Here is a 2,273-nt window from a genome sequence, read left to right on the forward strand (position 1 = left end):
CCTCCGCACTAGCTACCGCGTCTGTCCTACCGTTCAGCTCGGGGCCTTCCCGGGGCGGCGGCGCGGCGCCCGGCCCCCGGGGGCCCGGGGGCGGGGGCCCCCCCCCCAGCGCCGTGGTCGGCCGCCGTGCCGAGAAACCCGGGCCCCGGCGTGTTCACGGAAGAACCGCGCTGAAGGCATGACCGGCCCCCGCTCCGGCCACCGCGGTGGTCCTGCTTTATTCGCTTCTCCGGGCAGTCGGAACGGCCCGGCACGGGGCCGCCCGTAAGCCGTGTCGGAGTGAGAACCGGCCTCCCGCGCATCGGTGCGAAGTCTCTTGCGCGATGGTGTCCGCCGTCTCGCGCCTGTCCGTCAGGGAGCGCGTCGTACGGGGAATTGACGGTGAAATGGCATGCCCCACGACGTGTCTTGACGTGTGCTTTGCCTGCGCTTTGACGGGACGCCGGACACGGCCTCAGACGACCATCCAGTCCAGCACCGGCGTCGACTGCAAAAACACCAGCACGCACATGAACAGCAGGAACACCAGCGACCACAGGATGACACGGCGGAAGATGATGCCTTCCTTGCCCTGCATCCCCACCGCGGACGCCGCGATCGCCAGGTTCTGCGGCGAGATCATCTTCCCCAGCACACCGCCCGACGAGTTGGCCGCCGCCATCAGCGTCGGAGACAGCCCCGCCTGGTGCGCCGCGGTCACCTGGAGTGCGCCGAACAGCGAGTTGGACGAGGTGTCCGAGCCCGTCACCGCTACGCCGAGCCACCCGAGGATCGGCGAGAGGAAGGCGAAGAGGCCGCCGGCGCCGGCCACCCACAGGCCGAGCGTGGTGGTCTGCCCCGACTCGTTCATGATGAAGCCGAGTCCCAGCACGAGCATCACCGTGAGGATCGCGAACTTCAGCTGGTTCAGGGTCCGTCCGTACGCCTTGACGGCCCGGCCAGGGCCGACTCCGAGTATCAGCAGGGTGATCAGCCCCGAGATCAGCAGCAGACTGCCCGCCGCCGAGAGGAAGTTGAGTTTGAACGTCGTCGAGACGGGATCGCCCGACGCGTTGGTGATGTGCAGGCCGGGCCAGTTGATGACGCGGGTGACGGATTCCAGCCCCGTCCCCGAGGCGCCGACACCGGCGGGGGGCTTCCCCGTGATCGCGGGCACCCGCGTGGCCAGCACGAACACCACGATGATCACCAGGTAGGGCGCGTACGCGCGAAAGACCTCCAGCGGCGTGTCGCGCGGCCCCCGGCCGCCGTCCGCGCCCGCCGGGGACCTGCCGGCCTCCCCGCCGTCCCGGCCGAGCCGCCGGCTCCCGTCGTCCGCGCCGTCGCCCTCCGCGTCCTCGTGGTACGCGGTCTTCGGCTGCCACACCCGGGTCAGCAGGACCACCGCCAGTGCTGACACCAACGAGGCCACGATGTCAGCGAGTTGAACGGACCAGAAGTTCGACGACAGGTACTGGAACACACCGAAGACCACACCGGCCACCACCGCGGGCAGCCAGGTCTCCCTGAGCCCCCGCCTGCGGTCCACGATGAACACCAGTGCCAGCGGGACGAACACCGACAGGACGGGCGTCTGCCGCCCCACCATGGCACCCAGGTGGTCCAGCGGCAGGCCCGTCACACCGGCGAGGGTCGTGATGGGTACGGCGATCGCGCCGTAGGCCACCGGCGCGGTGTTGGCGACCAGTGTCACCGTCGCCGCCTTCAGCGGCCTGAAGCCCAGCGCCATCAGCATCACGGAGCTGATGGCGACCGGTGTGCCGAACCCGGCGAGAGCCTCCATCAGCGCTCCGAAACAGAACGCGATGATGATCGCCTGGACCCGCTGGTCCTCGCTGACGGACGCGAACGACCGGCGCAGCACGTCGAAGTGCCCTGTCTCGACCGTGAGGTTGTAGACGAAGATCGCGTTGATGACGATCCACATGATCGGGAAGAATCCGTTCGCGGCGCCGAGCGCACCGCTGTTCAGCGCGTCCCAGGCCGGCATCGCGTAGGCGGTGATGGCGAGGACCACCGAGACGGCCGCCGATATCAGCGACGCGAGCCAGGCCCGCATCCGCAGGACGCCCAGGAGCAGGAACAGGACCAGCAGCGGAAGGATCGCGATCAGTGAGGACCAGCCGATCGAGTCGGCTATCGGGCGGTAGTTCTGTTGGTACGCGGCGAGCAGCACGGTGCACCCCTTCTGGGACGGCGGGGAAGAACCTGCGGCCCCGGCGTCGGGACGCTCCGCCGGGGAGATCCTGGGGAGTTGGCGCCGGGTCCTACCC

General features: G+C 69.5%; 1 protein-coding gene. It reads right to left on the reverse strand.

Annotated elements, in window-relative coordinates; all coding sequences use genetic code 11:
- Positions 1–454: 454 nt before the first annotated feature.
- Positions 455–2,173 carry an L-lactate permease gene (locus LCE31_RS11235; RefSeq protein WP_263631708.1) on the reverse strand — a complete coding sequence of 573 codons (1,719 nt, stop codon included), beginning with the start codon at positions 2,171–2,173 and terminating at the stop codon, positions 455–457.
- Positions 2,174–2,273 lie beyond the last annotated feature (100 nt).

The organism is Streptomyces sp. 8L (genome assembly GCF_020176795.1).
Taxonomy (GTDB): domain Bacteria; phylum Actinomycetota; class Actinomycetes; order Streptomycetales; family Streptomycetaceae; genus Streptomyces.